The organism is Streptomyces sp. NPDC088350 (genome assembly GCF_044753545.1).
In the GTDB taxonomy this organism is placed as follows: Bacteria; Actinomycetota; Actinomycetes; order Streptomycetales; family Streptomycetaceae; genus Streptomyces.
On the sequence record NZ_JBIVNL010000008.1, the window covers coordinates 552,409 to 576,422 of the forward strand.

The following is a 24,014-nucleotide window of genomic DNA, read 5'->3' on the forward strand; positions in this document are numbered from 1 at the left end:
GCCTTCCGCTGTGCGGTAGTCCGGCTGTCTCACACCACCGCCGGCCAGCGAAGGATGCGCGAGGGCATCCACCACAGGAGGGAACCCGCGCGGTGCACGAGACCCGCCTTCAGGAACGCGTCGATCTCCTGCGGCCGGAAGCCGTCGGCGGGTGCGCCGGCGAGGAGTGCGGAGAGTTTCCCCTCGTTCGGATCGGCCATGACGACGCGCCGTAGTGTTCCGTGCCGATGGTCGTTGATCTCGATGAATCCCCTGCCCCTGCGGTAACCGCACTTGTTCATGTGGAACGCGGCACGCCATTGCCCGACGATGGCGTCTCCCTGGGGGCCCGCCACGGTGCGCGGGGGATGGAGATGGCTGAACAGGTGCCATCGCTCGATGTCCGGGCCGAGGTCGACCTCCCAGTCGACCGATATGCCGTGCCCCGTCAGCTCCCTGACGTGAGTGAGGGCCTGGACCGTCTGCCGCGCGTCGGCACCGCGGCCGTGCGGCAGGAGCACGGGTGCGGGGAGGGCGACGTGCCGGGCGCCCAGCACGGTCAGCCGAGCCAGGGTGCGTGCGGCTAGCGGCTCGTACGGCACGTCGCCGAGCCGCATGCCGCTTCTCCCGCAGGCCTCCGCGTCCCGTTCGCGCCAGCACCGCAGTACTGACGCATCCCCGGGCGCATCCCCGGGCGTGTCGTCGCTCAACAGCGCGGGCACCAGAGCGGGGGCGTTCTCGGAGGTGACCCAGCGCATCAGATCCTGGTTCGCGGCCAGGGGTACGACGTGGACGATCGCTCCGCCGTCCTCGAACAGCAGCCCGTGCGCGTGCCAGCGGGCGATGAGCAGCGACACGTCCTCGTCGGTGACGGCATGGCCCTGCGCGCGCAGCTTCCCGGTGAGCACGCGGGGTGTGCGCGGGTGCTCCAGCAGACGGAAGGCGGACAGCTCCCAGCCCTCGACGCGCAGGCTCCGCCACTCGAAGCCGGGCCGGGTGTTGGTGAGTACGACGCTGTCACCCAGGTCGCACTGGGTCAGCCGGCCATGGGCGTGCGAGCCGCGCCAGGTGTCCACCGCCTTCTGGAGACGTTCGGCGCAGACCGCCGTGATCCCCCGGTGCGCGGCGTCGAAGAGGTACGCCATGTCGTGGAGGTCCCGTTCCGGAAGGTCGTAGATCACCGCGTAGTGCGCCGCCGGCCGGAGTTCGCCGAAACCGAGTTCCGGCCGGTTGAAGTAGGGGCTGAAGCGTTCGATGGCGATGCGTGTGACGTCGCTCGGCGGTGTGAGGTGCTGGAGTGCGGGGAGTTGGCGGATCACGGGGTCGTAGTCCTCCTCCGTCTCGCCGGGGAACCCGAACAGGTAGTTCCACACGACTCCCAGGCCGACCGACTGGGCGTCGCGCAGCATGCGGACGTTCTGGCAGCCGGTCACCCCTTTGTCCATCAGCCCCAGCACCCGGCCGCTGAGGCTCTCGATGCCGGGCTGCACGTAGTGGACGCCGGCCTCGATGAGGGACGCGAGCTGTTCGCGGCGCATGTTGGACTTGATCTCGTAGCTGATCCGCAGGTCGTACCCCGCCTCGACGAGCCTCGGGACGGCCGACCTCAGGTACGTCATGTCGAGGATGTTGTCCGCCACGGCCACATTGAGGACGCGGTGGCGTTCGGTCATCTCGATCAGTTCGTCCACGAACCGGTCGGGACTCTTGCTGCGGAACTCCATGAAGGAGCCGTTGAGACCGCAGAAGGTGCAGTGGTGCTTCTCGCCCCACCAGCAGCCGCGCGAGCTCTCCACCACCAGATGGGGCTCGGCCAGGGAGCCGGCCCGTGCCGCCGCGTGCTGCTCGAAGTAATCCGTGTAGTCCGGCATGACCAGCGCCGACGGTGGCAGCGGGGCCGCGCTCATCGGGTTGGCGTGCGATATCCCCTGGGCGTCGCGCCAGCACAGGCCGGGGACACCGGAGGGGTCCGCCGAGTCCCGGACGCAGGCCAGGAGTTGGGGGAAGGCGACCTCGCCCTCACCGCGGCAGACGAAGTCGACGAAGGGGAATCCCCTGTGCAGCGCGGCGCCCTGGGGCCCGTCGCAGTTCCCGCCGCCGAGCACCACCGTGACGTGCGGGGCGAGGTGTTTCACCAGCCGGGCCGCGGCCAGCACAGCGCTGTTCTGGGCGAAGGTCGTCGAGAACGCGACGACGTCCGGCCCGTCGGCGAGGACCCTGCCGACCAGGTCGGCCACGTACTCGGGTGCCAGAGCGTGCAGCGCCCTGCCCTTGGCGAGCATCTCCTCGGGCACCGTGCCGAGGACCAGATCGGCGAACTCGGAGTCGCGCCAGTGCGGGTCGTCGTAGAGAGCCGACGAGAAGATCCACTCGCTGTACCCGGTGAAGTACGAACTCCAGCAGAACTCGTACTCCGCCCGGGTCAGTCCGACGCGCTCGGTGATCCAGTCCAGATAGTCGAGGTTGGCGTGGACGACGTCGACCCGGTCGGCCGGGAACTCGTCCGTGACGCGGCGCTTGAGTATGCCGAGGGCGAGGGAGGGGAAGTCGATCGACGCCCAGGGCATGTTGATGAGCGTGATGTGCACTCGGGGCTCCTTCAGCGGGACTCACGGTGGGCCGACGTCGCATCCCGGCCGACGGAACCGGCTTCCACGACGCGGAGCCTGTCGAGCAGATGCCTGCCCCGCGGACTCAGGGCGATCAGCGGATCCTCCGGTCCGGGGCCGCACACCACGTGGTCGTCGGGCAGGGAGTAGATCTGCTCCCGGACGAGGTCGGCCAGAAGAAGGGAACCGGGGTCCGGGCGGAGACGTTCGGGAACGACCCGCACCCACGGCTGCGGGAAGAGGACATCGGGCCCGGTCGGCGGGCCCGGTTCCGTGGCGGGAGGTGGGGCTGCCCGAGGGCGCGGGGTGGATCCCGGACGGCTGATTCTCCTCAGCCGTCGCAGTGCCTCCGCCCGCCCGGCTCCGCCGGGGACCGCATGCGGTCGGCCGACTCTGCCGCCCAGATAGTTGAGTTCCCGGTTGTCCGCCAGCGAGGCGGAATCCCCGAGGACCACGCCGTGCGGCTCGGGGTCGGCGGCGAGGCGGGTACCGGGTTCGACGACCAGGAGCTCCAGGACGTCGATGGAGAACCTGTCCCTGTTGCGTTCGAGGAAGTCCAGTGATGCGGCGGCTTCCTGAGCGGTCTCGTCCAGCAGCCCTCCCATCACCGAGAAGTTGACCCGGATGTCGACCGCCGCGAGGTTGTCGAGGATGGTCTGGAAGTCGGCCGCGCGTACGCCCTTGTCGAGTTTGTCCAGGACGCGCTGCGATGTTCCTTCGTAACCGATGGCCATGCCCTCACAGCCCAGGTCCGCCAGCTCCCGGCAGAAGTCGGTGTCCAGGAGGACCGGTTCGAGCCGGTTGCGCGTGTTGAAACGGATCCGTAGGCCGTCCTCCCGCACCAGGCGCAGAGCCTGGACGAGCAGTCGCAGGTTCGTGTTCTCGTCCACGACGGTGACGAAATCGATGCCCGTGCTCGTCACGACGGACCGGATCGTGCTCGCCAACTGCTCGGGCGAGGCCTGCTGGTAGGCGCCACGTTCGAGGGACCGGTTGCCGTAGGAACAGAAGACGCAGCGTCCCCAGTAGCAGCCCACACAGGACACCACGGAGACAACAACGATGTCGTTGAGGTAGGAACGTGTCTTCAGGCCGTCGTAGTCCGGAGCGCCGAGGTCTCTGAAGCGCAGGGTGGGCGGTCGGGCGGGGCTCGTGGCGCCGGACGGGGTGAGCCAGCGCATTCCCGGTACGCCGGAGCGCGGCGCGGTACCCGCGAGGTGAGCCAGCCACCGTTCCAGGGGCTCTTCCCCCGCGGTGGTGCACAGCGCCTCCACGCTGGAGCGGACCGAGTCCATGGCGGCGAGTTCGTCGTGCCGCAGCATGACCTGCTGGCCGCCCAGGCAGACGCGGGTACCGGGCCGAAGACGTCGTATCCACCGGGCGATGAGCAGCGCCGGCGGCAGCTGGCTGAAGAAGGCCAGGGACAGGCCGACCGCTCGCGGCGCGGAACGGTCGAGCGCCTCCTTCAGGAGGTCGTGGAGCGTCCCCGTCGCGAAGTCCAGGGATTCCCGGGGCAGTTCGGCCAGGCGGAGGACCGCGCGGTCCAGCGACGGCAGGTCGTCCCAGAGCTGTGACAGGGGGGAGTTCTCGAGGGGGAGCCGGGCGGCCTGCCGTGCCAGCCGCACCGCGCGCACCGGTCCGAGCCCGGGGGAGGGGACCTTCTCCCGTACGAAGTCCTTGATCTCGTCCAGATGCTGTGCGCACACGTCGGCCGTGGCCGCCCGGTACCAGGCGGGCAGTGTGGATGCCGTGTGCAGCGCGCCGGCCCGCTGCTCCAGCGTCGGGCGGTCGAGCAGGCGATGGACCAGTTCGAGATTCAGATCGGCCTGGGCGGCGCTGTAACCCGCCCGCCGGACGTGACCGGTGAGATAGGGCAGGCTCAGGTAGGGGAACAGGGTGGCTTCCGCGAGCGGCGGAAAGAGCAACAGCAGGTCCATGCGTTCCGTCCTGCTCCGGATGGTGGGGTGACCGTTCGCGCGTGTCGTGGCGAGGCCCGGTTCGGAGGGAGAGTGATCCGTTGCGACGCGGAGGGTGGAACGACTCGGTTGCGACGCGGGGAGTGCAGGGGCTCACAGGTGCCCGGGCGGACCCGTCCGCGCACACGGTGAGCCCCTTCCCGAAGGGAGTGGGGAGAGCGTCAGCTCGTCGGCGTCCCGGAGGGGCGGTCGGCGTTCTTGGCGACGTAGCTGTAGGCGGTCGGGGATCCGCCGACGTGCAGTTCATCCATCTCGATCACGGTCAGTTCACCGAGATCGCTGTCGGACTCGGTGGTGACCTGTATTTCCATCGGACCTCCCGGCTGGGATGGAGTCCGGAATGCGGAACGCAAGTCCGGATGCAAGACATTGAGAACGGTCACAGTCATGGCATGTGCCAGTCAAGTGGCGAAAACCGGTCATGATCGACGATGCGGAATGGGTTCGTCCGAGTTGTCGCTCCGGGACCTGTCCCCGCGGGTCGGGGTCTACTTCCGGCTGGTGCCCAGTGACTCGCGCACAGTTGCGGCGATCCGCGCGGCGGACGGCATGGCGAGGTCCTCCAGGACGTCGGCGGCGGGCAGCGGGATGTGCGGGGTGGTGATGCGGACGATGGGCCCGGTCAGCGCGCCGTACGCCTCCTCGGCGGCCAGCGACGCGACCTCGGCGCCCCAGCCGCACAGCCGGGGGTTCTCCTCGACGGTGAAGAGCCGGCCCGTGGTGGCCACCGCCTCCAGGACCGTTGTCACGTCGAGCGGTACCAGGGACCGCAGGTCGACGACCGTGCAGCCGATGCCGTCGGCCGCGAGCAGGTCGGCCGCCGCCAGGGCGCGCGGGACCATCGCGGCCAGGGCGACGAGGGTGGCGTCGGCCCCGGTGCGCAGGATCCGGGCGGTGCCGAGGGTGTCCAGGAGTTCCCCGTCCGGGACCTCGCCCCGGACCGGGTAGAGGGACTTCTGCTCGAAGAAGAGCACCGGGTCCGGATCCCGTACGGCCGCCGCGAACAGGCCGATCAGGTCGGCGGGGGAGGCGGGGGCCACGACCTTGAGGCCGGGCACCGCCATCGCCCAGTTCTCGACGCTCTGCGAGTGCTGGGCGCCGAAGCGCAGGCCGCCCCCGTTCGCGGTGCGGATGACGAGAGGCAGCGAGATCTGACCATCCGTCATATAGCGGGTCTTGGCGATCTCGTTGGCGACGATGTCCCAGCACACGGCGAGGAAGTCGCTGAACATGATCTCGGCGACCGGCCGCAGCCCGGTCATCGCCGCGCCCATCGCCGCACCCAGGATGGCCTGTTCGCTGATCGGGGTGTCCCGCACCCTGCGCGGCCCGAACTCCTCCAGCAGGCCCGGCGTCGCCTTGAACACCCCGCCGGCCGCCGCCACGTCCTCGCCGAGGAAGACCACGCGCTCGTCCCGCCGCATCTCCTGGGCGATCGCCCGCCGTACGGCCTCGCGGTAGGTCAACCGCGCCATGACGCACCTCCGTTCGCCCATACGTGGCTGAGCAGCCGCTCGGGTGACGGCGGGGGCGCCGCCGTGGCGGACTCGGTCGCCTCGTCGACCGCCTGCCGCGCCTCGGCGTCGAGGCCGTCGAGCACCTCGGGCGGCACACCGTGCTTCAGCAGCCGCTCCCGGTAGGCCGGCACCGGATCCCGGGCCAGCCAGGCGTCGACCTCCTCCGGGGGCCGGTACTTCGCCGGGTCGGCGCGGGAGTGGCCGCCGTGCCGGTACGTCAGCGCCTCGATCAGGCTCGGGCCGCCGCCGTCGCGGGCCCTGGCGAGCGACTCGGAGGCCACCGCGTGCACGGCGTCCGCGTCGTTGCCGTCCACCACGACGGCGTCCAGCCCGTATGCGGCGGCCCGGTCGGCGGCGGGGCGGGGCACGGCCGTGACGGCGGCGATCGGCGTGTACTCCATGTAGAGGTTGTTCTCGCACACGAAGACCACCGGCAGCGACCACACCACCGCCAGGTTGAGCGCCTCGTGGAAGGCGCCGATGTTGGTCGCGCCGTCGCCGAAGAAGCACACCGCGACTTGACCGCTGCCCCGGTACTGGGCGCTCCAGGCCGCACCCGCGGCGATCGGCAGATGGGCGCCGACGATCGCGTACGAGCCCATCGCGCCGTGCCCGACGCTGGTCAGGTGCATGGACCCGCCCTTGCCTGCCATCAACCCGCTGTCCCGTCCCAGGAGTTCGGCCATGACGGCGGCCATCGGCGCGCCGCGGGCGAGGACATGGGCGTGCCCGCGATAGGTGGCGAAGGTGTAGTCGTCGGGCCGCATGGCGACGGCGAACCCGGCGGCGACGGCCTCCTGACCGAGCGAGAGATGGCTGGTGCCCTTGACCAGGTTCCGCAGGAAGAGGTCGTAGGCGCGCTTCTCGAAGAGCCGGATCCGGGTCTGGGTGCGGTACAGAGCGAGCTGTTCGTCCTCGGTGGGCATCTGTGCGTCCTTAGTACGCGTTGGCGATGAACAGTTCCTGGGCCGGGAAGCGGGTGAGGACGCGCGGTCCGTCGGCGGTGACCAGCACCTCCTCCTCGATGCGGGCCGCCGAGTAGCCGTCGGCGGCCGGGCAGTAGGTCTCCAGGGCGAAGACCATGCCCTCGGTGATCTCCATCGGGTTCTCAAGGGAGTTGAGGCGGCTGATGATGGGCCGCTCGTGCAGCCCGAGGCCGAGCCCATGGCCGAACTGCAGGCCGAACGCGGCCATTTCGTCACGGAACCCGAACTCGGTGGCGGCCGGCCACACCCGGGCGATCCGGTCGGTGCTCACGCCGGGCTTCACCAGGTCGATCGCGGCGTCGATCCACTCGCGCGCCCGGGTGTACGCGTCGCGCTGGGCCGAGGTGGCGCTGCCGACGGCGAAGGTGCGGTAGTAGCAGGTGCGGTATCCGTTGAAGGACTGGATGACGTCGAAGAACGCCTGGTCGCCGGGGCGGATCAGCCGGTCGGAGAAGTTGTGCGGGTGCGGGTTGCAACGCTCCCCGGACACCGCGTTGATCGCCTCGACATCGTCCGAACCCATCTCGTACAGCCGCTTGTTGGCGAGTGCCACGATCTCGTTCTCGCGGACGCCGGGCTTCAGTGCCTCCGCGATGTCCTGGTAGACGCCGTCGACCATCGCGGCGGCCATGGACAACAGGGTGATCTCGTCGGGGGACTTGAGCTGCCGCGCGTCCAGCACGACCTGCTGGCCGTCCGCGACGAGCACGCCCTGCCGGGCGAGTTCGAAGAGCATCGGCGGCTCGGCCGCGTCCACTCCGACCGGCAGGTCCGCGACGCCCTCCTCGGCGAGGATCGCCTTGATCTCCCGTACGGCGGCGGTGAACAGCCCGGCCTCGGGGGCGATCGCGCCGCGCAGCCCGAGCAGCCCGGCGCGGCTGTGGCCGGGGGCAAGCCAGGGGGCGTGGAGTTCGTGGTGGCGGGCGGCGGAGCCGAAGTCCCAGACGTACGGGTCGCCGGTGCGGGTCAGCAGGGCGTAGCGGGTGAACTTGTCGCGGGCCCATTCGCCGATCACCGTCGAGGTGAGGTAGCGGATGTTGTTGGTGTCGAAGACCAGCAGCGCGCCCAACTCACTGGCGTCCAGCGCCGCGCGGGCCCGGCGCAGCCGGTAGGCGCGCAGCCGGTCGAAGTCGACGCGCTGCTCGAAGTCGACCGCGGTGTGGCCCGGAGCGGGGGTGAGCCGCGGTGCCGTGGTCATCGCGGGCCTCCCGTGCCGGACAGCCCGTCGTCCACCTCGGCGTCCTCCGGGGTGAGCGTGAGCCCCGCCGCACGGGCCTGCTCCAGCAGCAGCGCGGCGAAGTCCGACCCGCCGTGCCCGGCCCCGACCGCCGCCTGGACCAGCTGGTGGACGGCGGCGGCGAGCGGCATCGGCACCTCTGCGGTGCGGGCGGCGGCCAGCCCCAGATCGAGGTCCTTGCGCAGCATCGCCGTGGTGAAGGTCGGGGTGAAGTCGAGGCCCACCAGCGCGGGCGACTTGTAGCGGCTGAACGCCGAGCCCAGCACCGAGGAGTTGAGGAACTCCAGGTACGCCGCCCGGGACACGCCGTGCCGCTCCGCGAGAACGACCGACTCGGCGAGCGCCTGCGCCACGACGGCCAGCACCATGTTGTGGGCCAGCTTGACCAGCCGGGCCGCCTCGCCGGTCCCGACGTACGTCACCGAGCCGCCCAGCGCCGCCAGCAGCGGCCGGACCCGGCGGAAGGCGGCCTCGGGACCGGACACCACCAGACTCGCCCGGCCCACGGCGACCACCTTGGGGTTGCCGCTGATCGGCGCGGCCAGCAGCGCGGTGCCGGTCCTGGCCGCGGCGGCCCGCACGGCGGCGGACACCTCCGCGTCCACGGTCGAGCAGTCCACGATCACGCCCGGCGTCGTGTCACCGGTCAGCAGGCCCCGTTCGCCCATGGTGACCTCGGCGAAGTCGTCGGAGGCGGCCACCATCGTGAACACCACGTCACACGGCCCGAGTTGTCGCACGTCATCCACTACGACCGCGCCGGCGCCCCGCACGGCCAGCGGCTCGGCCTTGGCCCGCGTGCGGTTGTGCACCGCCAACGGGGTTCCCGCGTCCAGCAGCCGCCCGGCGAGCGCGAATCCCATCCGGCCGGTGCCGGTCCAGCCGATCAGCGGAATGTCGTCGGGCATCGGGCTTCCTTCCTCGCGCCGGGGTGCGGGCGGGCCGCCCGCGGGTCGGTGTGCGCGGCCGGTGCGCGACCGCGCCGGGCCGGCGGTCGCCGGGCACGCGCGCGGGCCGACCTTCGGGCGGACGTGATGCGCGCGGTCGAGCCCCGGACGCTTCCGTCCCCTCGTACGCCGCCGAGGCTCGCGCGGCCTTCTCTGCCAGGCCGTCGGCGGGCTCGGGCAGGCCGGCTGACGGGCCGTACGCGGGGGCCCGGCAGTGCCGCAGGAGTGGCCGTACCGGTGCGGTGGGTGCCGCCGGCCATCAGACTTCCTCCTTCGCGCCCAGGTACAGCCGGGCCACCCGCGGGTCGGCGAGCAGCGCCCGGCCGGGCCCGGTCAGGCGGACGCGGCCGGATTCGAGGACGGCGGCGCGGTCGGCGACGGCCAGGCCGGAGCGGGCGTTCTGCTCGACGAGGAGGACGGCCCGGCCCGCGTCGGCCAGGGCGCGTACGGTGGCGAACACGGCCTGGCGGGCCCGGGGTTCGAGGCCGATGGACGGTTCGTCGAGCAGCATGAGTGCCGGGTCGAGCATCAGGGCGCGGGCGAGTTCGACCTGTTTCTGCTCGCCGCCGGACAGCGATCCGGCGGCCTCGCGGCGGCGGGCGGCGACGATCGGGAACTGCTCGGTGACGGTGTCCGCCCGCTCGTGCACGGCCGCCCGACCGGCCCGGCCGCGGTCGAGGATGTGGCCGCCCATCAGCAGGTTGTCCCAGACACTCATCGCCGGGAACAGGCTGCGCTCCTGCGGTACGTGGGCGATGCCGCGCAGCAGCCGTTGGCGCGGCGACAGGTGGTCGACCGGCTCGCCGCGCAGCAGGACCTGCCCGCCGCCCGGCCGCAGCAGCCCGCTGACCGTGCGCAGGACCGTCGACTTCCCGGCGCCGTTGGGCCCGATGAGACAGACGACCTCGCCCTCGGCCACGGTCAGGTCGAGGCCGTGCAGTACGTCGCCCAGCCCGTATCCCGCGGTGACGTGGTCGAGGACGAGCAGGTCCGGCATGCCGTTCACCCCCCGAGGTAGGCGTCGAGGACGCGCGGCCGGGACCGTACGTCGTCCGGCGGGCCCTCGGCGATCACCGTGCCGCCGTCCAGCACGATGACGGGGTCGCACAGCCGCATGACGAGGCCCATGTCGTGCTCGACGAGAAGGAACGTGGTGCCGGACGCGTGCCGGGCGCGCACATGCCGTTCGATCGTGGCGACCATCGCCGGACTGACCCCGGCCGTCGGCTCGTCGAGCAGCACCAGCGCGGGCTCGCTCATCAGCAGCGCCGCGAACTCCAGCAACTTCCGTTGCCCGTAGGACAGTTCGGCGGCGGGCGTGTCCCGGTGCCGGTCCAGCCCGAACTCGGCCAGCAGTTCCTTGCCGCGGGATGTGTCCCGGGCGCCCAGCCGCCGCCCGGCCAGTGCCCGCCAGCCATGGCCGGCGGCGGTCACCAGGTTCTCCAGCACGGTCAGTTCACCGAAGACCCGGGGCTGCTGGAAGGTGCGGGACAGCCCGCGCCGGTACAGCCGCCCGGGGTCGGGCCTGCTCACCGGCCGCCCGTCGAAGACCAACTGCCCTGAGTCGGCGGGCAGATGGCCGGTGACGAGGTTGAACACGGTGGTCTTCCCCGACCCGTTGGGGCCGATCAGCCCGGTGATCGTGGAGCGGTGGACGGCGAACGAGCAGTCGGCCACCGCGGACACCCCGCCGAACCGCTTGGTCAGGGCGCGGACTTCGAGCAGCGGCGGCCCGCTCATGCCCGCGCCCCGGCCCGCCGCGTCCGGTCCCGCAGGGTGGGCAGCGCACCGCGCGGCATGACCAGCATGACGACCACGAAGAGCGCCGCGTACGCCAGCAGATACAACTGGCTGGCCCCGAACCGGTAGGCCAGGTACTGCTGAGCGGGCGCCACCACGAACGCCCCCAGCACCGGACCCCACAGGGTGCCCCGCCCGCCGAGGAACACCATCAGCACCATGCCGATGGACAGCAGCGGGTCGACCGCGAACTGCGGGTAGACGAAGGACAGGTAGTACGCCCACACGCCCCCGGCCATCGCGGTCACCACCACCGACAGCGCGAACGCCGTCAGCTTCGCCGCACCGACCGGCACCCCCACGCCCCGCGCCTTGTCCTCGTCGCCGCGCACCGCGGTCAGGGCCAGCCCGAGCCTGCTGTGCAGCACGCCGTACGACATGGCCAGCGCGAGCACGAGCAGCGCCAGCATGGCGTAGTAGAAGGGCCGTTCGAAGGTCGCCGGGGCGAAGGGCGCGACCGGCATGGCCACGCCCTGGGCGCCGCCGGTCAGCCCGCGCAGATTGAAGGCGAGGGTCTGCACGACGAAGAGGAAGGTGATGGTGACGATCGCGAAGACGTCCGTGCGGGTACGCATGGCGATCCACGCCACCGGCACCGCGACGGCCGCCACCGCCAGGCCGATCGGCGGCAGCGTCCAGAACGGCCCGTAGCCCGAGCCCGCCGTGCGGTGCGTCCACCAGATCGCCTCCGCGTAGGCGCCCATGCCGAAGAAGGCGGCGTGCCCGAGCGAGGGATACCCGGCGTAGCCGCCGACCAGGTTCCAGGCGCTGGCCAGCGCCGCGTACATCAGGGTGAACAGCCCGATGGTGACCAGCCAGGGCGCCGACACGGCCAGCGGGAACGCGACCAGCGCCGTGAGCGCGCCCAGCCCCGCCAGCCCCGATCCGTAACGCGCGAGCCACCGCCTCACAGCGCACCCCGCAACCGGGCGCCGAACAGCCCCTGGGGGCGCAGCAGCAGCACCGCCAGCAGCACCACGAAGAAGCTGAAGTCCGACCACACCGGCGACACCAGCGCCCCGACCAGCGACGACGCGATGCCCATGACCAGCGCGGCGACCACCGTGCCGCCCAGGCTGCCGAGCCCGCCGAGGATCACCACCGACAGCAGCCGCGAGATCAGGTCGTAGTGGCTGTTCGGGTTGAACGAGTACACCATCCCGTACACCGCCCCGGCCGCCGCAGCCGTGGCCGCGCCCAGCCCGAAGCCGAGCGCCGCCACCCGGGCCGTCTCCACGCCCAGCAGCCGGGCCGCGACCGGGTTCTGCACGGTCGCCCGCACCGACCGCCCGAACCGGGTCCGGGCCAGCAGCAGCCACAGCCCGCCCAGCGTGACCAGCGACAGTGCGAAGGCCGCCAGCCGCACCTCGCCGACCTGGTATCCGGCGATCCGCCACGACCGGTCGACGTACGCGGGCCGGGTGGTGCGGTAGTCGGCGTGGTAGACCAGCGTCAGCGCGCCCTCGATGCCCAGCGCGACGGCGAAGGTGACCAGCAGCGACAGCAGCGCGGCGTCGTCCTGGTGCAGCGGGCGGAGCAGCAGCCACTGCACCGCCGTGCCGAGCGCGAACATCAGCGGCGCGATGATCAGCACCGACAGGAAGGGGTCCACACCCCACGCGGTGAACAGGCTGTGGCTGAGGAAGGCCGCCAGGATCACCAGCGCGCCCTGCGCGAGGTTGACCACCTTCATCACCCCGAAGATCAGCGTCTGCCCGCTGGCCATCAGCGCGTACACGCCCCCGGTGAGGACCCCGAGGACGACGGCCTGCACCGCCTCGTGCACAGCTCAGCCACCCCACGGCAGCGCGGCGGTCACCGGCGCGTGCTGCGCCCGGCCGGCCGGATAGACCGGCAGCATCTTCCCGCCGATCCACTGCACCAGCACGTACGAGGAGTTGGCGGCCCCGTCCGCGTTCCAGCCGAGATCCCCCTCCAGGGTCCGCCAACTGCCCTTGTGCAGCGTGGAGATGAGGGTCGCGTTGTCCACCTTGCCGGTCTTGGCGGCGACTTCCTGAAGCAGTTGCCCGCAGGAGTACGCCTCGGCGGACGTGCTGTCGATCGTGCTCGCGGTGCCGCCGTACTTCGCGGTGTAGGCCTTGAGGAAGGCCGCGTTGCCATAGGTGTTGGAGCTCGGGAACCAGTCACCGGAGGAGAAGATCCCGTCGACGTTCGAAGCGCCGACGTTGCCCGGGAAGTTGTGCGGGTCGTTCGCGCCGTTGGACAGATAGAGCAGCTTCGGCGCCCACTTGAGCTGCACCATGGCCTTGACCATGCGGTAGGCGTCGTCCGCCTGGGTACCGCCGACGACCAGGTCGGGCTTCTTCGCGGCCATCGCGGACACCACCGGGGTCAGGTCGGTGATCTCGGCCGGGTAGATCTGCTGGTAGACCGTCTTGATGCCGGCGGCTTCCAGCCGGGTGCGCACCTCGTCGGCGATCGGCGAGGCGAAGGGGTCGTCGAGCGCCGGATACGCGGCGGTCTTCGGCCGCCGGTCCGCCGGGAGGGAGAGGACGTAGTCGGCGAACACGTCACCCTGCTTGACGACGGGCGCCGGCTGCACGAAGAAGAGGTTGTGCAGATGCTGGGCGAAGACCTTCGGTCCGCCGCCCGCCGGCTCCAGGAACGCGTAGCCGTAGCGTTTGGCCACCTGGGAGGCGGGGATCGTCAGCAGGCTGGAGAACGGGCCGAAGGTCAGGTCGACATGGTCCTTGGTGATCAGGTTCTGGTAGTTGCCGACCACCTGGGTGGGGCTGGAGGTGTCGTCGACGATGGTGAGCCGCACCTTGCGGCCGAGGATCCCGCCGTTGGCGTTCACCGTGTCGGCCCACAGCCGGTAGCCCCGCTCGGCGCTCTTGCCCGGGTCGGAGAAGTCGCCGGTGAGCGACAGGGATATGCCGATCCTCAGCGGCGCGTGGGACGACGCCGAGGAGGTCGGCTTCGCCGAGGAACTGCAGGCGACCAGCACGGCGGTGGCCGCGGCGGCCGCGGACAGCGCGCGGGAGAGGGAGGCGTGACGGTACGGATGACGCATGATCAGACACCCTTCGTGGAAGGGACTTTCTCACCCATGCGATCGATTGCGGTGGAGTCTGCTGCCGCCGGGCCGAGGTGTCAATGACCGCTGGAGCAAAGCGACCGCAATGGATTGCGGCCCCGCCCGGCACGCCCTAGCCTCGCCGCATGACCAGCGGCCGACCGCCCACGCTCGACGACGTGGCCCGTGCGGCCGGCGTACACAAGGCGACCGCGTCCCGCGCGCTCAACCCGGCCACCCGGCACCAGGTCAGCGACCGGACCGCGCACCGCGTCTCGCTGGAGGCCACCCGGCTCGGCTATGTGCCCAACACGCTGGCCCGGGACCTGCGCACCAGCCGGACCGCCGCCGTCGGCGTGCTCATCCCCGACCTGACCAACCCGCTGTTCCCGCCGATCGTGCGCGGCATCCAGGACCGCCTCGAACAGCACGGCTACACCGCCCTGTTGGTCAACACCGACGCCGACGAAGCCCGCGAGCGGGCCCAGTTCCACGCCCTGCGCAGCCGCCGGGTCGAGGGTTTCGTCGTCGCGACCGCCCGCCGCCGCGATCCCTTGCTCGAATTCGCCGTACGGGAGCGGATCACCGTCGTCACCGTCAACCGCTCCACCGAACTGCCTGCCGTGCCCGCCGTGCTGGGCGACGACGCGGACGGCGTCGCCCAGGCGGTGGCTCACCTGCGCGCCCTCGGCCACGCTCGGCTCGCCCACCTCGCCGGGCCCCAGGCCCTGTCCACCGGATACGTCCGGCTGCGGGCCTTCCACGCCGCCGCCCCCGGTGCCGCCGTCGTGGAGTGCGCGGGCTACACGGAGGCCGCCGGATACGATGCCGCGCGGCTGCTCTTCGAACGGCACCCGGACACCACCGCGGTCCTCGCGGGCAACGACCTCATCGCCCTCGGCACCCTGCGCGCCGTGGAGGACCTGGGCCGCCGCTGCCCGGCGGACGTGTCCGTCGTCGGCTTCAACGACATGCCGTTCGCGGACCGTTTCCGGCCGCCGCTCACCACGGTCCACGTCCCGCACCACCGGATGGGCGTGCAGGCCGCCCAACTCCTCCTGGACCACTTGCGCGCCGCCACGCCGCCCCGGAGCATCCTGCTGCCCACCAGGCTGGTCGTCCGCGGCTCGACGGCCCACCGCTGAGGGCGTCCGCCAGGAGGTGGGGAGTCGAGGAGGCCATAGCGGTGCGGATGTGTTCTGCCCGATCATGGACCTCTTCGCTTCGTGATCCCCGGGGGATCGGTGCCTGCCGTCCGGTCATGCGTTCGCGATCCGGCGTAGGTCGCTGGGGACCCACGGTTACGCCCGACCCGGAGACGGCGGCGTCATGGCTGTTTGATCTCGTGATGTCGAGGCAGGTCAGCGGCCGGTCGGTGTCGTTGCTGGTCGGGTGGAAGGCGCTGGTCGCGGCGCTTTCGCTGGGCGACCGGGTCGGCCAGTGGCATGGCCGCCACCAGCGCCTGGGTGTACGGGTGGGTGGGCCGGGTGGCGATCCGCTCGCTCGGCCCCTCCTCGACCACCTGTCCGCGACGCATCACGACCGTGCGGTCGGCCATGCAGCGTACGACGTCGAGATTGTGGGCGATGAACAGGTAGCTGATGCCGAACCGCGACTGGAGGTCGCGCAGCAGGCGCAGGATCTGGGCCTGGATCGAGACGTCCAGTGCGCTCGTCGGCTCGTCGCAGATCACCAGGCGGGGGGAGACGACCAGCGCCCGTGCGATGGCGATCCGCTGCCGCTGCCCGCCGGAGAACGAGCCCGGGTAGTGATCGGCGGCGTCGGCCGGCAGACCGACCAGTTCCAGGATGTTCTGGATCTTCGCCCGCCGCGTGAACCTGTCGCCGCGCCCGGACGCCAGCAGCGGCTCGGCGAGCGTGCTGCCGACCGTACGCGTCGGGTTGAGTGAGCTGTACGGATCCTGGAACACGTACTGGATGTGCCGTGCGAGCCGACGGCGGTCGCCGCGGGCGGCCCGGGTGATGTCACGTCCGTCGAACGTGATCCGTCCTCCGCAGGGTTCGGTGAGGCCGACGAGGGAACGGGCGAGTGTCGACTTGCCGGATCCGGATTCGCCGACCACGCCCACGGTCTCGCCCGGGGCGATCGTCAGGCTGACCCCGTCGACGGCCGCGCGGCCGGTCTCCGGACGCCGTCGGCGGTAGCTGACCCGGAGGTCCTCGACCGTCAGCAGAGGCTGCGCGGTCGTAGCGGGCTGCTCACTCACTTGTCGGCTCCTTCGTGACGGAATTCGGCGATCATGTGGATGGGAGCCGATGCGAGAAGGGTCTGCGTGTAGGCGTGCCGGGGGTCGGCGTACAGCTGGAGCACCGGGCCGTGTTCGACGATCTCCCCGTTTCTCAGCACGGCGGCCCGGTCGCACAGATCGGCGACGACGCCCCAGTCGTGCGTGATCAGGAGCATGGCCATGCCGGTCTCCGCCTGGATACCGCGCAACAGGTCGAGGATCTCCGCCTGGACCGTGACGTCGAGGGCCGTGGTGGGCTCGTCGGCGATCAGCAGCCTGGGCCGGCGGGCCAGTGCGCGGGCGATGGCGACGCGCTGGGCCATGCCGCCGGACAGCTCGTGCGGGTAGCGGCGGGCCACCGACTCGGGGTCTTCGAGTCTGACCTGGTCGAACAGCGCGATCGTCTGCTCGCGCGCCTGCGCCGCCGTCAGGCCGCGGTGCCGGCGCAGGGACTCCGCGACCAGGTGGCCGACCCGCCAGGAAGGGTCGAGCGAGGCGTGCGGCTCCTGGGACACGTAACCGATGCCCAGGCGGGACCGCTCCGCCGGGGCGAAGCCGGCGACGCCGGTGACGTCCTGGCCGGCGAGGCCGATACGGCCGGCCTCGATGTCGCCGCCGACGAGGATGCCCATGACGGCCCGGGCGATGGCGGTCTTGCCGCTGCCGGACTCGCCGACCAGCCCCAGGGTCTCCCCGGCGTGCACCGCGAGGCTCACTCCGTGCACCACGGTGCGGTGTCCCGCGGCCGAGGGGTAGCGGATGCTCAGGTCCTCGATGCGCAGGACCGTGTCGTCGCCGGTGGCGTCGTGGGGCGCGGGGGCCGGGCGGCGCCTGACCACCGCGCGTGGGGGCGGGACGGGGCGCGTGGTGCCGCTCCACTGTTCGGTGACGATGTCGCGGAGTCCGTCGCCCGCGAGGCCGCAGGCGATGACGGTCAGCCCGATCGCGGCGCCGGAGAACAGCACCAGCCAGGGGCTGGATCCCATGATCTGGGCGCCGTCGCCGATCATCAAACCCCATGAGGGATAAGGGGGTTGGGTGCCGAAGCCGAGATAGGCGATGCCGGTGGACAGCAGGAGCGCCATGCCGGTGAGGAGGGAGCCCTGGACGAGGACCACGCCACCGATCCGCGGCAGCACGTGGCGCCACATGATTCGCCAGGAGGAGAGGCCCGCGACCCGGGCCGCGTCGATGAACGCCTCCCGGCGCACGTCGAGGGTGGCCGCCCGCACGACACGCAGGAACGGGGCACTGAGCATGACGCCCATGGCGATCATGGCGTAGTACACGTGGCTGCCGAAGATGGCCAGGACCACGAGCAGGACGACCATGCCGGGCATCGCCATGACGACGTCGTCCGCCGCGATGAGCGCGCGGTCCGCCCGGCCGCCGACGAACCCGGCCAGTACTCCCAGGGGTATGCCGACGGCGAGGGCCACGGTGACGGCCTCGGCGGTGTAGAGCAGTGAGGGACGGGCGCCCCAGACGAGGCGGCTCAGCGTGTCGCGGCCCGTCTGATCGGTGCCGAGCGGGTGGGCCCAGCCGGGTCCCAGCCGTGCGTCGGCCAGTTCACCCTCGGTCGGGGACGGCAGGTGCAGCCACGGGGCGGCGAGGGCGAGCGCCACGAGCAGGACGAGGAAGGCGAGGGCGGCCAGCGCCACCCGCTTGCGGGCGAGACGGCGCGGCAGGCCGGCGAGCGTGTTCATGAGGCGTTCCGGAGCTTGGGGTTGAGGAGGGCGAACAACACGTCGACCAGCAGGTTCGCCAGCACGACGAGCACGCAGAAGTACACGGCCGCGCCGACGATCAGCGGCAGGTCGTGGTCCTGGGCTGCACGCACCACCGTCGAGCCCAGTCCCGGCAGCGCGAAGACGTTCTCGACGATGACGGTGCCGCCCAGGACGGCGACGAACTGGGTGCCGCCGACCGCCACCACGGGGATGGCCGCGTTGCGCAGCACGTGCAGGAACAGGACGCGCCGTAGCGGAAGGCCGTCGGCGCGCAGGGCACGGATGTACTCCTGCCGCAGCACCCCGTCGACGCTCTCCCGGGTCTGCTTGGCGACAGCGGCGACCCCGCCGATGGCCACCGCCAGCACCGGCAGCACCAGACTCCGCAGCCAGCCGAGCGGTGAGTCCGCGAAGGCGACGAAGCCGGTGGCGGGCAGCCAGTGGAGGCGCACACCGAAGTACTCGCCCAGGATCAGGGCGACCCAGAACGACGGAAGGGCGAGTCCGGTCAGTGCGACGAGGTCGATGAGGCGGGCGATCGCACCACCGCGCAGGGCCGCCAGGGTGCCGGCGGCGACTCCGGCGGTCATGGTCACCAGCACCGCGCCGACCGCCAGTGGAAGGGTGACGCTGAGGTCGGCGTCGAGGGTGGAGGTGACGGACTGCGGAGCGATCAGCGAACTGCCGAGGTCGCCCGTCAGGGCGTGTCCCGCCCAGGAGGTGTACTGCGTCCACAGCGGCCGGTCCAGGCCCAACTGCGAACGCAGCGCCTCGATCTGGTCGGTGGTGGCGGTGTTGCCGAGGATGCTGCGGGCGGGATCGCTGGGGATCAGGGCGACCAGCACGAAGGTCAGCGCCGACACCACGAACAGCAGCACGATCCCTACGGCCAGCCTCCTGAGCACCAGTTGACGGATAGTCATGTCTGTCTGCCTCAAGGTCACTTGGCGGCGAAGGCGTAGGAGGCGGCCGGGCCGATCATGCTCGGCTGGGGGGTGACGTAGGACGTGCTCGGAAGGACGACGTCCGTGCTGACCAGGTCGACGTTGGTGCGGGTGACGATGGGCACGCCGAGGGCGGAGCGGGTGAGGTAGGTGTTGAGTTCCACCAGCGCGGTCTGGACCGCGGACGTACCGGAGGCCGTGGCGGCGGCGTTCAGGAGCCGCATGGCCGTGGGGTCGGCGGTGGCGGAGGGGTTGAGCAGCGACTTCGGTGACACGAGGGACTGGGTGGCGGTGGAGTACAGGTCGACCGAGGCGAGATTGAACAGCGCCGCGTCGTAGTCGCCGGAGGCGAGCTTGGACTGGAGCTGGGGGAACGTGCCGGTGTTGACGCTCAGTTCGACCTTGACGCCGATCTTGGCGAGCTGGCTCCTGAGGACCTGCCCCAGTGATCCGCCGGGGTCGGCGGTCTGGTCGGTGAGCAGCTTGAGCGTGAAGCCCTTGGCATATCCCGCGGTGCCGAGGAGCTGCTTGGCCTTGGCGGTGTCGTACGTGTAGGCGTTGTCCAGACCGGCGCTGTACCCGGCGACGCCGCGCGGGGCGAACTGGTCCTGGGAGACGGCGAGTCCGCCGTAGAAGTCCTTGACGATGGTGTTCCGGTCGATCGCGTAGGAGAGCGCCTGGCGCACGGCCTTGGACGCCAGGGGGCCCGACTTGGTGTTGAGGAACTGGGTGACCATCCAGGTCGTGTTGCCCTTGAGCTGCTGGAAGCCGTTCGCGGCGGCGGTGCCGGTCTGGCCGAGGGAGATCTGGGTGGCGTCCTGGATCTGGCCGGACTTGAGGGCGTTCAGGCGGGCGCTGTCGGTGGCGTACGTGCGGATCTGGATCTTCTTGTAGCGGATCGCGGACTGGTTGAAGTAGGTCTTGCCGGCCGCGAAGGTGTAGACGGACCCCGCCCGGGTGCCCGAGGCGTCGAGGGTGTACTGGCCGACACCGTCGGTCGAGGTCTCCAGGCCCTTCGGGCTCGCGAGGCCCTTGGGACCGATGATCAGTCCGATGCCCCAGAACTGGGTCAGGGAGTCGACGGCGTTGGGGAAGGACGACTTGTAGGTGATGCGGACGGTGCGCTGTCCGACCGCCGTCACGGCGGAGATCGGGCCCGCCGCGGCCAGGTTGGAGTTCGGGGTCCGCAGGAAGTAGTCGAGGGAGTTCTTCACCGCCTGCGCGGTGAGCGGCGTCCCGTCCGCGAACTTCGCGCCCGAGCGCAGCGTCAGCTGGAAGACGCGGTTGCCGCTGCCGACGTAGCCCCACTTGGTGGCCAGGTCCGGCACGTAAGTGCCGTTGTTCGCCCGGTAGATCAGCGGGTCGTAGGCGTACACCAGGGTGGGGCTGATGGGGCTGAGGACCGGGTTGAGGCTCGGCAGTGACATCTGCAGGCCGATGGCGAGGGTGTCGCCGCCGCCCGTGCTGCCGGCGGAGCCGCCGCCTCCGCAGGCGGCGGTGGCGCAGAGCAGCAGTGCCGCGCCGGCAACGGCGGCGGCCCGGCGGGTTGGATTCATGTGGGCTCCCTGGAGGTGCATGCCGTCGGCAAGCTGGCCATGACGGTTCGACCAGGAGTGGAACAGCTCCCGCGAGGGGTGGGAATACGGTCGGATGATCGCTCTGGGTGATCTCTGGTATCGCCGGGGCTGTTACCAGGGCCCCGGAGCGCCCTTGGGCGGGGTCAATCGCCTGTTCAGGGGGATCGTCGGGGCTACAGGGGGCGCAAATGGCTTTATCTCCCTGTATCGGATAAAGAGCATTTGTCCACAAGGGTTGGCGGCCCCTCGTATCGCGGCGGCCGATGGATGGGCGCTTCATTCCGCATTTCGCGCATATCGGAAATCGCCCACCGTCCGCCCGATCCCTCGGATCCCCACGCGCGATGCCGCAACCTCTTGGCCCGGCCGACAGCGCCTGTCCAGACTGCTCGCACCGTCACACCAGCGCCGATCGGGAGGCTCACCCGTGCAACCAAGCACATCCGCAGACGTCGTCGTCATCGGCGGCGGCGGCGCAGGGCCGGCCGCCGCGGTCGCGGCCCAGGACAGCGGAGCGGGCCGCGTGCTCCTGCTGGAGGAGCGGGCGAAGCTCGGCGGCAACGCCGTCTTCGCCACCGGGCTGTGGGCCTGCGAGACCCGCCAGCAACGCGACGCCATCGTCGACGTCTCGGCCGACGAGGTGTTCCGCACCGCGATGGCATGGCATCACCACGAGCGTGTCGACCCGCGCATCCTGCGCACGGTCATCAACAGGTCGGGGCAGACCATCGCGTGGCTGACGGAGAAGACCGGAATCGACTTCGTCATCAGCGTCGAGTACAAGATGTCCTACGACCACGCCCCGACCTGGCATGTGCCGGCCCGGCTCGAAGACCACGGCGGGCACACCCTGCTGAAGTTCAGCCAGGTCGTCCGTGCCCTCGGCGAGACCTTCCAGGCCCGGGGCGGCGAGGTGTGGACCGGCGCCAAGGCGGTGGCCCTGCGCACCGGCGAGGACGGCGCCGTCACCGGCGTGGTGGTCGAACGCGACGGCCGCGAGGAAGTCGTCGAGGCCCGCGCCGTGGTGCTCGCCACCGGCGGCTTCCACGGCGACCCCGAACTCATGCGGAAGTACTTCTACTTCTACGACGAGACCCTCGGCGGATTCCGCATCCCGATGAACGGGGACGGCATCAGGATGGCCGCGGAGGCAGGGGTCCGCCTCGAACCGCACGCCACGCTGATCAAGGAGACCTGCTCCAGCAGCGAGCGGCCCAACGAGTACAGCCTCGGTCCCGCCACCCGCCAGCCCGACACCGTGTGGGTCAACCGGCTGGGCCGCCGCTTCAGCGACGAGAGCGTGGCGATCCACCTCCAGACCGGCGCCAACCCGCTGCTGCGCCAGCCCGGCATGACCGGCTTCGCCCTCTACGACGACGCCATGATCAGCGACGTCGACGACCGGGGCTGGCTGCTGCCACGGGCCCCGCTGCGCCCCGCGCATCTGCGCAAACACCTGGAGAGCGCCGCCTCGGTGGGCGACTGGGCGGTCACCGCGAACTCCTGGGCGGAGGTCGCCGCCTGGATCGGCGCACCGGCCGGTGCCCTGGAGAAGAGCGTCGCCGACTACAACGAGCACTGCGCCCGCGGCTACGACGCCGAGTTCGTCAAGGATCGCCGCTACCTGCGGGCGCTGGTGGAACCCCCGTTCCATGCGATCCGGTTCGGCCCGATGATGATCGACACCGTCGGCCCGGTCCGGGTGGACGAGGAGATGCACGCCCTGGGCGAGGACTACACCCCGGTACCCGGTCTGTACGTGTCCGGCTCGATGGCCTCCGGCTGGCAGGGCACCGACTACTGCGGCCAGCACCTGTTCGGCATGGCCCTCGGCTTCGCCGTCAACTCCGGCCGGATCGCGGGCGAGCAGGCCGGCCGGCACGCCGCGGGGGACCGGCCATGACCGGCGAGACGCGGGACAGCGCCGACGTCGTCGTCCTCGGTTCCGGCTGCGCGGGACTCGCGGCGGCGGTCAGCGCCGCCGAGGCGGGCGCCCGGGTCCTGGTCCTGGAGAAGACCGAGCGGATCGGCGGGGCCATCCACGGCGGCGCGGGACTCTTCGCCGTCGGGACACGGATGCAGCGCGACCGGCAGATCCCGCTCACCCGCGACGAGGCGTTCCACCGGATGATGGAACACACGCAGTGGCGCAGCGACGCACGGCTGGTCTCCGCGTACGTCGAACAGTCCGCCGACACCATCGAGTGGCTGTCGTGGATGGGCGTCGAGTTCAGCGACGTGGTCGCCTACTACCTCGGTGCCCAGCCGACCTGGCACTACCGGGAGCCGGACAGCCCCGAGATCACCGGCGTGCTGGCCGACCGCGCCCGTCAGCTCGGCGTGCGCCTGCGCACCCGGTGCCGGGCGCGGGACCTGGTGACCGACGCGGCCGGCGCCGTGGTCGGCGTGACGTGGACGGCGCCGGACAGCACGGACGGTCCCACGCGGGTGGACACCGGCGCGGTCGTGGTGGCGACCGGCGGCTTCGGCGGCTCACCCGAACTGATCGAACGGCACACCGGCTACCGGCACGGCACCGACCTGTTCTCCTTCGCGCACCCCGAACTCACCGGCGACGGCATCGCGTTGGCCCTCGCGGCCGGCGCCGCGCCCGGCCTGACCATGATGGAGACCTACGTCTGCCTCCCGGAACCGTACTGGGGTCCGGGCGGCACACCGCCCGAACTGGGCTCGTTCCGCCAGCCCAACCTCATGGTCAACGGCCTCGCCCGCCGCTTCATGGACGAGTCGGTCATGCGCCACCCCGGCTACGCGGCCAACGCGGTCGCCAGACAGCCCGGCGGGCACGGCCTGATGATCCTCACCGCGGACATCAACTCCTGCTACGAGCGGGACGGTTGGGACTTCCTGATGTCCAAGCTCCCGCTCACCGGACCCCCGGACTTCGACGCCTCGGTGTCGAAGGCGGTCGCCGAAGGCTTCCCGCACATCCTGCGTGCCGGATCCGTGGCGGAACTGGCGGACCGCGCGGGACTGGAACCCGACGCCCTGCGCCGCACGGTGGAGGAGTACAACCAGGCGTGCCGCACCGGACGGGACACCCTGATGCACAAACCCGCCCGCTATCTGCGGCCCGTCGAGGACGGCCAACTCCTCTACGCCGCCCGGTTCTCCGTGGGCGGCTACGGCAGCCTCGGCGGCTTCGCCGTGGACGACCTCTGCCGCGCCGTCGACTCCCGGGGGCTCCCGATCCCCGGACTCTTCGGCGCCGGCCGCGATGTCAACGACCTCTACGGCGGCACCTATCCGTTCGTCATGTCGGGCAACAGCACGTCCTTCAGTTACAACTCCGGCCGTATCGCAGGCCGTTGTGCCGCCCGGACCGTCCCCGCTCGCGGGCGCCGAGCGCCGTAGCTCCCATGGAGCCGAACTCCCATGGAACCGAACATCAGAACCGAAAGGCTGT

General features: G+C 71.2%; 19 protein-coding genes. 3 read left to right on the plus strand and 16 right to left on the minus strand.

The features are described from left to right. Nucleotides 1-29: 29 nt before the first annotated feature. The 12 genes from ACIQBL_RS30120 to ACIQBL_RS30175 all read right to left on the minus strand — a co-directional run bounded on the left by ACIQBL_RS30120 (nt 30) and on the right by ACIQBL_RS30175 (nt 14,085). Nucleotides 30-2,567: a RiPP maturation radical SAM C-methyltransferase gene (locus tag ACIQBL_RS30120; protein WP_401946744.1), complete on the minus strand. Its 2,538-nt coding sequence runs from the start codon at nt 2,565-2,567 to the stop codon at nt 30-32. Nucleotides 2,568-2,578: 11 nt separating this feature from the next. Then, entirely contained in the window at nt 2,579-4,525 is a 1,947-nt protein-coding gene (locus ACIQBL_RS30125; protein WP_401946747.1) for a B12-binding domain-containing radical SAM protein, read from the minus strand. A 200-nt stretch (nt 4,526-4,725) separates the two neighbouring features. After that, on the minus strand, nt 4,726-4,875 hold the full coding sequence (locus ACIQBL_RS30130; RefSeq protein WP_401946750.1) for a hypothetical protein: 150 nt from the start codon (nt 4,873-4,875) through the stop codon (nt 4,726-4,728). A 177-nt stretch (nt 4,876-5,052) separates the two neighbouring features. Beyond that, nucleotides 5,053-6,039, minus strand: a complete 987-nt coding sequence (locus ACIQBL_RS30135; RefSeq protein ID WP_401946753.1) for an alpha-ketoacid dehydrogenase subunit beta — start codon at nt 6,037-6,039, stop codon at nt 5,053-5,055. Beyond that, a complete protein-coding gene (locus ACIQBL_RS30140; RefSeq protein ID WP_401946756.1) occupies nt 6,027-7,007 on the minus strand; it encodes a thiamine pyrophosphate-dependent dehydrogenase E1 component subunit alpha in 981 nt (326 codons plus the stop codon). Before ACIQBL_RS30140 ends, ACIQBL_RS30135 begins: the two co-directional genes overlap by 13 nt. A 10-nt stretch (nt 7,008-7,017) precedes the next feature. Then, nucleotides 7,018-8,265 carry a M24 family metallopeptidase gene (locus ACIQBL_RS30145; RefSeq protein ID WP_401946758.1) on the minus strand — a complete coding sequence of 416 codons (1,248 nt, stop codon included), beginning with the start codon at nt 8,263-8,265 and terminating at the stop codon, nt 7,018-7,020. Next, nucleotides 8,262-9,212, minus strand: coding sequence for an NAD(P)-dependent oxidoreductase (locus ACIQBL_RS30150; RefSeq protein ID WP_401946761.1), 951 nt, complete (start codon nt 9,210-9,212; stop codon nt 8,262-8,264). Before ACIQBL_RS30150 ends, ACIQBL_RS30145 begins: the two co-directional genes overlap by 4 nt. 298 nt (nt 9,213-9,510) lie before the next feature. Further along, on the minus strand, nt 9,511-10,248 hold the full coding sequence (locus ACIQBL_RS30155; RefSeq protein ID WP_401946764.1) for an ABC transporter ATP-binding protein: 738 nt from the start codon (nt 10,246-10,248) through the stop codon (nt 9,511-9,513). A gap of 5 nt (nt 10,249-10,253) precedes the next feature. After that, the gene (locus ACIQBL_RS30160) at nt 10,254-10,991 is read right to left on the minus strand and encodes an ABC transporter ATP-binding protein (protein ID WP_401946767.1); all 738 of its coding nucleotides are present in this window, start codon (nt 10,989-10,991) and stop codon (nt 10,254-10,256) included. Then, a complete protein-coding gene (locus ACIQBL_RS30165; protein ID WP_401946769.1) occupies nt 10,988-11,962 on the minus strand; it encodes a branched-chain amino acid ABC transporter permease in 975 nt (324 codons plus the stop codon). The genes ACIQBL_RS30160 and ACIQBL_RS30165 overlap by 4 nt, the downstream gene beginning before the upstream one ends. Continuing rightward, on the minus strand, nt 11,959-12,837 hold the full coding sequence (locus ACIQBL_RS30170) for a branched-chain amino acid ABC transporter permease (protein WP_401946772.1): 879 nt from the start codon (nt 12,835-12,837) through the stop codon (nt 11,959-11,961). The genes ACIQBL_RS30165 and ACIQBL_RS30170 overlap by 4 nt, the downstream gene beginning before the upstream one ends. Before the next feature lie 3 nt (nt 12,838-12,840). Continuing rightward, complete coding sequence (locus tag ACIQBL_RS30175) at nt 12,841-14,085, minus strand: amino acid ABC transporter substrate-binding protein (protein WP_401946775.1); 1,245 nt, start codon at nt 14,083-14,085, stop codon at nt 12,841-12,843. Nucleotides 14,086-14,234: 149 nt separating this feature from the next. On the opposite strand from ACIQBL_RS30175, the gene ACIQBL_RS30180 reads away from it, so the two are divergent. Further along, a complete protein-coding gene (locus ACIQBL_RS30180; protein WP_401946778.1) occupies nt 14,235-15,233 on the plus strand; it encodes a LacI family DNA-binding transcriptional regulator in 999 nt (332 codons plus the stop codon). 182 nt (nt 15,234-15,415) lie between these two features. Here ACIQBL_RS30180 and ACIQBL_RS30185 read toward each other — a convergent pair whose 3' ends face one another. The 4 genes from ACIQBL_RS30185 to ACIQBL_RS30200 are packed head-to-tail and all read right to left on the minus strand — an operon-like array spanning nt 15,416 to nt 20,566. Then, nucleotides 15,416-16,315, minus strand: coding sequence for an ATP-binding cassette domain-containing protein (locus tag ACIQBL_RS30185; protein WP_401946783.1), 900 nt, complete (start codon nt 16,313-16,315; stop codon nt 15,416-15,418). Next, nucleotides 16,312-18,042 (minus strand): dipeptide/oligopeptide/nickel ABC transporter permease/ATP-binding protein, encoded by a 1,731-nt coding sequence (locus ACIQBL_RS30190; RefSeq protein ID WP_401946788.1) that lies wholly within the window; start codon nt 18,040-18,042, stop codon nt 16,312-16,314. Before ACIQBL_RS30190 ends, ACIQBL_RS30185 begins: the two co-directional genes overlap by 4 nt. Next, nucleotides 18,039-18,989 (minus strand): ABC transporter permease, encoded by a 951-nt coding sequence (locus tag ACIQBL_RS30195; RefSeq protein ID WP_401946791.1) that lies wholly within the window; start codon nt 18,987-18,989, stop codon nt 18,039-18,041. The genes ACIQBL_RS30190 and ACIQBL_RS30195 overlap by 4 nt, the downstream gene beginning before the upstream one ends. 17 nt (nt 18,990-19,006) lie before the next feature. After that, the gene (locus ACIQBL_RS30200; RefSeq protein ID WP_401946794.1) at nt 19,007-20,566 is read right to left on the minus strand and encodes an ABC transporter substrate-binding protein; all 1,560 of its coding nucleotides are present in this window, start codon (nt 20,564-20,566) and stop codon (nt 19,007-19,009) included. Nucleotides 20,567-21,014: 448 nt separating this feature from the next. On the opposite strand from ACIQBL_RS30200, the gene ACIQBL_RS30205 reads away from it, so the two are divergent. Further along, complete coding sequence (locus ACIQBL_RS30205; RefSeq protein ID WP_401946796.1) at nt 21,015-22,490, plus strand: FAD-dependent oxidoreductase; 1,476 nt, start codon at nt 21,015-21,017, stop codon at nt 22,488-22,490. Then, the gene (locus ACIQBL_RS30210; RefSeq protein ID WP_401946799.1) at nt 22,487-23,962 is read left to right on the plus strand and encodes an FAD-dependent oxidoreductase; all 1,476 of its coding nucleotides are present in this window, start codon (nt 22,487-22,489) and stop codon (nt 23,960-23,962) included. Before ACIQBL_RS30205 ends, ACIQBL_RS30210 begins: the two co-directional genes overlap by 4 nt. The last annotated feature ends 52 nt before the right edge of the window (nt 23,963-24,014 follow it).